5 protein-coding genes and 1 pseudogene are annotated in these 6,801 nt (G+C 57.8%); all 6 read left to right on the forward strand.

Features of this window, described 5'->3' with window-relative positions; all coding sequences use genetic code 11:
• Positions 1 to 214, forward strand: a pseudogene (locus WBG04_RS21875) (hypothetical protein); the annotation flags it as partial.
• 407 nt (positions 215 to 621) lie between these two features.
• Positions 622 to 834: a type II toxin-antitoxin system HicB family antitoxin gene (locus WBG04_RS21880; protein ID WP_424317004.1), complete on the forward strand. Its 213-nt coding sequence runs from the start codon at positions 622 to 624 to the stop codon at positions 832 to 834.
• Positions 834 to 1,061, forward strand: coding sequence for a type II toxin-antitoxin system HicA family toxin (locus WBG04_RS21885; protein WP_424317006.1), 228 nt, complete (start codon positions 834 to 836; stop codon positions 1,059 to 1,061). The genes WBG04_RS21880 and WBG04_RS21885 overlap by 1 nt, the downstream gene beginning before the upstream one ends.
• Before the next feature lie 394 nt (positions 1,062 to 1,455).
• On the forward strand, positions 1,456 to 3,672 hold the full coding sequence (locus tag WBG04_RS21890; RefSeq protein ID WP_424317008.1) for a PSD1 and planctomycete cytochrome C domain-containing protein: 2,217 nt from the start codon (positions 1,456 to 1,458) through the stop codon (positions 3,670 to 3,672).
• A gap of 4 nt (positions 3,673 to 3,676) precedes the next feature.
• A complete protein-coding gene (locus WBG04_RS21895) occupies positions 3,677 to 5,101 on the forward strand; it encodes a DUF1501 domain-containing protein (protein WP_424317010.1) in 1,425 nt (474 codons plus the stop codon).
• Between the two features lie 52 nt (positions 5,102 to 5,153).
• Entirely contained in the window at positions 5,154 to 6,701 is a 1,548-nt protein-coding gene (locus WBG04_RS21900) for an arylsulfatase (protein ID WP_424317012.1), read from the forward strand.
• Positions 6,702 to 6,801: the final 100 nt, after the last annotated feature.

Genomic DNA, 6,801 nt, shown 5'->3' on the forward strand with positions numbered 1-6,801 from the left:
CAAAGTCATCGAATACCAGAGCGTGCACTCCTTCCTAACAGGAGTGCGCGGCGTCTTCGCCCCCCTGATCGCCTTTACCGCCGCCAACTACCTGGGCCCCGCCTGGGTCGCCTGGGCATCCGCCATCCTGATCCTCGCCGCCACCCTCATGACCTGGCCCGAGCTGAAAGCAGAGGCCCTGAAAAAGCCGAACTACCATCCACCAAACCTCTAAGCTCGTCGCGGCCATACCGCGACCTCGTCTGGCCCTGCACCGGTGGCCAGCAGCTCGCGTGATCACCAGCTTCTGGGGTCGGTCCTCTTCTGGGGTCGGCTCTGGGGTCGGTCCTTGAATTTGGCTCTGGGGTCGGTCCTTTTGGCTCTGGGGTCGGTCCTTGAATTTTGCATTTGATTCTGTAGTCCGGGTCAAAGCCTACGGCGAAATGCAAAATGAAAGGACTGACCCCTTTGACTAAGCTCGTCGCTGCCATACCGCGACCTCGCCTGACCCGGCCCAGATGGCCCGGAGCTGTCCCAGCGCCGCCCTTGGCCCGCTGGGAGAAAGGCTGTTTGCCCTTGCGTATGTTGCAAATTGTTGAACAAAACCCTGACGAACCACCTCCAGAGGTGTAGCATTCAGCTATGAAGTTCATGATTACACTCGATCGGGATGAGGACGGTGTCTGGGTCGCTGAATGTCCGTCCATCCCTGGATGCATCAGCCAAGGAGCCGACCGCGAGGAGGCCGAGGCAAACATCCGCGAGGCGATCATTGCCTGTCTGGAAGTGCGTGCCGAGCGCGGCATGCCGCTGACTATCGAAACCCGGAGCGTGGAGGTGCCCGTCGCAGTCTGATGGCCGGAGCGCTACCGATCCTCAGCGGCAAGAAGATCCGCAAGGCTTTCGAGAAGGACGGCTGGGAATTTGCCCGTCAGCGCGGCAGCCACATGATCCTCGTGAAGGGCGGAACCATTGCGAGTCTGTCCGTTCCCGATCACAAGGAGGTCGCCCGCGGCACCCTACGCGGTCTGATCCGAGCCGCCGGATTGACGGTGGACGAGTTCCTCACCCTCCTGGCTTGATACTTTCTTTGACGGACTGACCTACTACCCTTCGCACTACGCGAAATGGGTCCGCTATCCAACCGTGGCGGATTTTGTAGCGGCGCGGATCCTGACAACCCATTGACTGTATCCACCGCAACTACCTAAAGGATTGCAAGATTTATCACCTGACACTTTATTTCTGACACTTTATTTCTTAAGGATGATCCAAGGCAAGCTGTCAACATCCACGATCAGCATCCTGAACTCGTTGGGGAACTCAGCGCGACTCTCGCCGAATGGCGAAAGAAGATTCCGTCCACCAAGCCCCTCGGCTGGATCAACCTCAAGCAGTGGTCTCTCTCCATAGGTATAGGTGCGGTTGGTAAGTGGTGCTTGAGGTTTTCCATGGGAAGGCGAGAGTCGGGCCGGAATGATCCGTGCTGCATTACTAATCCTGCCTTGCTGGGCAATCGGTGTCTCTTCGGGCGAGGAGATCGAGCGCTTGGATTTCGGGCGGCATATTCAGCCGATTCTTTCGGACAAGTGCTACACCTGCCACGGGCCCGATGAAGGAACGCGAGAAGCCGATCTGCGTCTGGATCAGCGCGATTCGGTCACGGCGGGTGGGAAGATCGCGGCGATCGTCGCGGGTGATCCCGAGGCGAGCGAGTTGATCGAGCGGATCTACACTTCGGATGCCGATGAATTGATGCCTCCTCCCAAGGTGAAGAAGCCGCTGACCGAAGTGGAAAAGGAACTACTGGTTCGCTGGATCAAGGAAGGGGCCGAGTATTCAGCACACTGGAGTTTTGAACCGATCCGGAACCCGACTCCACCCACGCTTGCATCGCAGGAGTCAGTGGTAAATCCGATCGATCACTTCGTTCGAGCCCAGCTTGAGAAGAACGAGATCCAGCCAGCTTCGGAAGGCAGTCGAGAAATGTATCTGCGACGGGTCAGCTTGGATTTGACCGGCTTGCCACCTACGGTTGAGGAACTCGATGCGTTTCTCTCGGATACCTCGCCGAACGCGTATGAGAAGGTCGTGGATCGATTGTTGGCGAGTGATGATCATGCCGAGCGGATGGCTGCGGTCTGGTTGGACAACGCCCGCTATGCGGACAGCAATGGCTACCAGTTCGACAACGCGCGGACGATGTGGCCATGGCGCGATTGGGTGATCCGGGCTTTCAAAGCGAACATGCCTTATGATCAGTTTGTTAGGGATCAGTTGGCGGGTGATCTATTGGAAGCTCCGACGCAGGATCAGTTGATTGCGACGGGATTCAATCGCAACCATGGCTACTCCATCGAGGGTGGGATTCTTGATGAAGAATATCGGGTCACGTATGCGAACGACAAGACGGCCACATCAGGCACGCTCTTCCTCGCGCTGACCATGGATTGTACGCGTTGCCACGATCACAAGTATGATCCGCTCTCGATGAAGGACTACTACTCGTTCTTCGCTTTCTTTAACACCAGCGCCGAGGTGGGAGCGCCGGGCGAGAAGGGGAGGAAGGAGAAGGCTGCTGCACCTTTCGTGGACTACGAGTCGGAACACGGGAAGGTCCGGGCGATGGTCATGAAGGAGCAGCCCCGGCAGAGTTTTATTCTCAATCAGGGTCTGTTTGATCAGCCGGGGGAGAAAGTCGATCCGGAGACTCCCGAGGTGCTGCCTGGATTCGAGGGCTATGCGCCGAACCGCCTCGGCCTGTCCCAGTGGCTTGTCGCCGACGACAACCCTTTGTTTGCCCGAGTGACGGTGAACCGCATCTGGTACCAATTCTTCGGCATGGGCTTGGTGAAGACCGTGGATAACTTCGGGCTTCAGGGTGAAGCGCCGAGCCATCCGGAGTTGCTCGATTGGCTCGCTTCAGATTTCCGAGATCAGGGATGGGATCTACGTCGATTGATCCGGCAGGTGGTGCTGTCCGCGACCTATCGACAGGATTCGAAACAGAGACCGGAGTTGGATGATCCGGAGAATCGTCTGCTTGCCCGTGGCCCGAGCTTTCGATTGCCTGCGGAAACAATCCGCGACCAGGCGCTTGCGGTGAGTGGGTTGCTGACGCAGCAGGTTGGTGGCCCTAGCGTAAGGCCGTATCAACCTGAGGGAATTTGGGAGGACTTGAATGCTCCCCCAAGTCATCGTGAAACCTACACCCCTTCGAAGGGAAAGGACCTCTACCGCAAGAGCATGTATTCCTACTGGCGCAGGGCGGCGATGAATCCTGGGATGGTGGTCTTCGATGCGCCTAACCGCGATGTCTGCACCGTCGAGCGGCCGGTCACGAACACGCCGCTTCAGGCGCTCGCGCTCATGCATGCGCCGACCTATGTGGAGTCCGCTCGCAAACTGGCTGAGCGGGTCGCTCTTGAGGTTGAGGGTGATTCAACAGCACAGATCGAGGGTGCAGTGCGCCGGGTGCTGGCACGCTCAGCGAGTGCCAAGGAAGTCGACCTGTTGAGTGGTCTCTACAAGGGCCGCTTGGCTCATTACCAAGCTGATCCCGAAGCGGCCAAGAGTCTCCTCGAGGTCGGTGAATCGGGGGTGGCCGATGGAGTGGATGTCGCCCACCTCGCGGCCATGTCCGACGTCTGCCTCGCCGTATTCAATCTCAGTGAAACCGTGACCCGCAAGTGATGCCATGAACGAAATTGAATCGACGATCGATCGCATCAGTCGCCGACGGATGCTTCAACTTGGAGCTGCAGGCCTCGGTGGTATGGCGATGGCGGATCTGGAAGCGGCTCGGGTGAATCCAGAAAGGCACGCGCATCACGCACCCCGCGCGAAGCGAGTCATCTATCTGTTTCAATCGGGTGGGCCGTCCCAGGTCGACTTGTTTGATCACAAGCCCGAGTTGGTGAAACATCAGGGCAAGGACATCTTCGAACTCGTCAAGCAGGACGGCCGCCTCACGGGGTTCACCAATAAGCACAAAATCCACCCGGTTGTCGGAACTCGCTATCATTTTGCCCGCCATGGGCAAAATGGTGCATGGATGAGCGAGTTGCTTCCTCACCTTGCCGGGATCACGGATGAATACTGTACGATCCGCAGCACGAGCACGTCGCCGGTGAATCACGACCCGGCGATGACGTTCATGCAGACCGGGCACAATCTTCCGGGTCGTCCGTCCTTCGGTTCATGGCTCAGCTACGGACTGGGCAGCATGAACCGGAATCTTCCGGAGTTCGTGGTGATGGTCTCGAAGGGCGACCTCGGCAACATGCAGCCCTTGAACAACCGCTTGTGGGGCAGCGGGTTTCTTTCGGGTAAGCATGCGGGAGTGCGCTTTCGTTCCGGTACAGAACCGGTTCTTTATCTGAATGACCCGGCGAAGAAGTCGATGAGGGATCGCCGGCAGATTCTTGATGTGGTCAATCAGCTGAATGAAGAGGAGTTGGCTCGTAGCGGCGACCCAGCGGTCGCGACGCGGATCGCCCAGTATGAAATGGCTTTCCGGATGCAGAGTTCCGTGCCGGGGCTGGCGGACCTATCCGATGAGCCCGAGTCCACCTACAAGCTCTACGGTGAAGATGCCAGGAAGCCCGGAACCTTCGCCTTCAATTGCCTGATGGCGCGGCGACTCGCCGAACGTGACGTGCGGTTCATTCAGCTCTATCACTCCGGCTGGGACCACCATTTCAACCTGCCGGATCATTTGCCGAAGCGCTGCAAAGAGACCGATCGCGCGAGTGCCGCGCTGATTCTCGATTTGAAGCAGCGAGGCCTGCTCGAAGATACGATCGTGGTATGGGGTGGAGAGTTCGGGCGGACGACCTTCAGTCAGGACGGCAAGGTGAAGGAATCCTATGGCCGGGACCACCACGCCAACTGTTTTACCACGCTGGTAGCGGGCGGCGGCTTCAAGCCTGGGCTGATCCACGGTGAGACGGATGACTTTTGCTACTCAGTGCTCAAGGACGAGGTGACGGTCCACGATCTGCATGCGACCCTGATGCATCAACTCGGCATCGACCACGAGCGGCTGACCTTTAGGCATCAGGGCCGGGATTATCGACTGACAGATGTCCACGGTCATGTCGTAAAGGAATTACTCGCCTGATGGGGAGGTCGCGGAGTTCAATGCCGCTGGCCAGTCACAGGCCTATCCCATCATGAGAAATACAGAGAAACGCTTTTTTGCCGGAATTCTCGGCTTGGCCTTGTCGATCGTTGCCGCACAGGCCGCACCCAGGCCAAACATCATCGTCATCATGTCGGACGACATGGGTTATTCGGATCTTGGTTGCTATGGCAGCGAGATCGCCACGCCGACCCTTGACCGGCTCGCGGAGGGCGGATTGCGCTACACGCAGTTTTACAACACCGGTCGCTGCTGTCCCACTCGTGCGTCTCTTCTCACCGGACTCTACGCTCACCAAGCGGGAATCGGTCAGATGACCGGCGATGGCGGGCAGCCGGGATACACAGGCGATCTCGGAAAGGATGCGGTGACCATGGCGGAGGTTCTCAAGACGGCCGGCTATAAGACCTACATGACTGGCAAGTGGCACGTGACCAAGCAGCTGAAGCCAAATGGTGATAAGTCTAACTGGCCGATGCAGCGTGGCTTTGATCGCTTTTACGGGACGATCATTGGAGCAGGTAGTCTGTTTGATCCGTGGACCCTGACCAAAGGCGAACAAGCGATCACACCTGACAACGATGAGGAGTATCAGCCCGAGCAGTATTACTACACCGCTGCGATCAGCGATTATGCCTCCCGATATGTGAAGGAGCATGCTGCCGACTCGAAGGAGGATCCGTTCTTTCTCTATGTGGCGTACACGGCGGCGCACTGGCCGATGCATGCGCTCGATCGGGACATCGCGAAGTACAAGGGCAAGTACGACGAAGGTTATGAGGTGATTCGGCAGGCTCGCTACGAGCAGATGAAGAAACTTGGCGTGATCGAGGATTGGCAGCTCAGTCCTGCGCCCCAGAGCTGGAAGGATTTTCCCGATGAGAAAAAGGCATGGGAACTCCGCTGCATGGAAGTCTATGCCGCAATGGTCGACAGCATGGATCAGGGGATCGGGCGAATCGTGAAGTCGCTCGAGGAAACCGGTCAGCTTGAAAACACGCTGATCCTGTTTCTTCAGGACAATGGCGGATGCTCGGAGAACATGGGTCGTCGTCCCCGCAAGGACGCGAAGGAGGGAGTCAAGCCGATGGGTAAGGATGAGCTGCAAACCGCCATGATTCCGGCACGCAGTCGGGCAGGGCTGCCTGTGTTGACCGGGCCTGAGGTGATGCCCGGACCTTCTGAGACGTACATCGGATATGGCCAGAACTGGGCCAATGTCTCTAACACACCCTTCTGGGAGTATAAGTCGAAGAACCACGAAGGCGGAATTGCCACTCCCTTGATCGCCCATTGGCCGAAAGGAATTCAGGCGAAGAATGAGCTGCGAAAGAGACCCGGCCACCTGATCGACATCATGGCGACCTGCGTGGAGTTGTCGGGCGCGGACTACCCGAAGGAGTTCGGGGGCCAAAAGATTCAGCCCTTGGAGGGCAAGAGTCTGTTGGCGAGTTTTTCGAAGGATGAGAATCCCGATCGGGTGTTGCTCTTCGAGCACTTTGGCCGGGCGGCCATCCGGAAAGGCAAGTGGAAGGTGGCGAGGCTTGGCTACAATAGAGCCCGTCCCACAATCGGATGATTTGAGCACAAGGATCTACGGGTCTTCCTGAATCTGGTGGATGAGCTTCGAAATGAGGGCGGATCACATCTTTCTTGAGCGATTTTCTCGGTCTGGGATG

This window comes from Haloferula sp. (assembly GCF_049672945.1).
Classification (GTDB): domain Bacteria; phylum Verrucomicrobiota; class Verrucomicrobiia; order Verrucomicrobiales; family Akkermansiaceae; genus Haloferula.

Excerpts from the sequence above, each read along its gene's own strand:
- WBG04_RS21880 (WP_424317004.1), top strand. The coding sequence starts at position 622 with ATGAAGTTCATGATTACACTCGATCGGGATGAGGACGGTGTCTGGGTC.
- WBG04_RS21885 (WP_424317006.1), top strand. The coding sequence starts at position 834 with ATGGCCGGAGCGCTACCGATCCTCAGCGGCAAGAAGATCCGCAAGGCT.
- WBG04_RS21890 (WP_424317008.1), top strand. The coding sequence starts at position 1,456 with ATGATCCGTGCTGCATTACTAATCCTGCCTTGCTGGGCAATCGGTGTC.
- WBG04_RS21895 (WP_424317010.1), top strand. The coding sequence starts at position 3,677 with ATGAACGAAATTGAATCGACGATCGATCGCATCAGTCGCCGACGGATG.
- WBG04_RS21900 (WP_424317012.1), top strand. The coding sequence starts at position 5,154 with ATGAGAAATACAGAGAAACGCTTTTTTGCCGGAATTCTCGGCTTGGCC.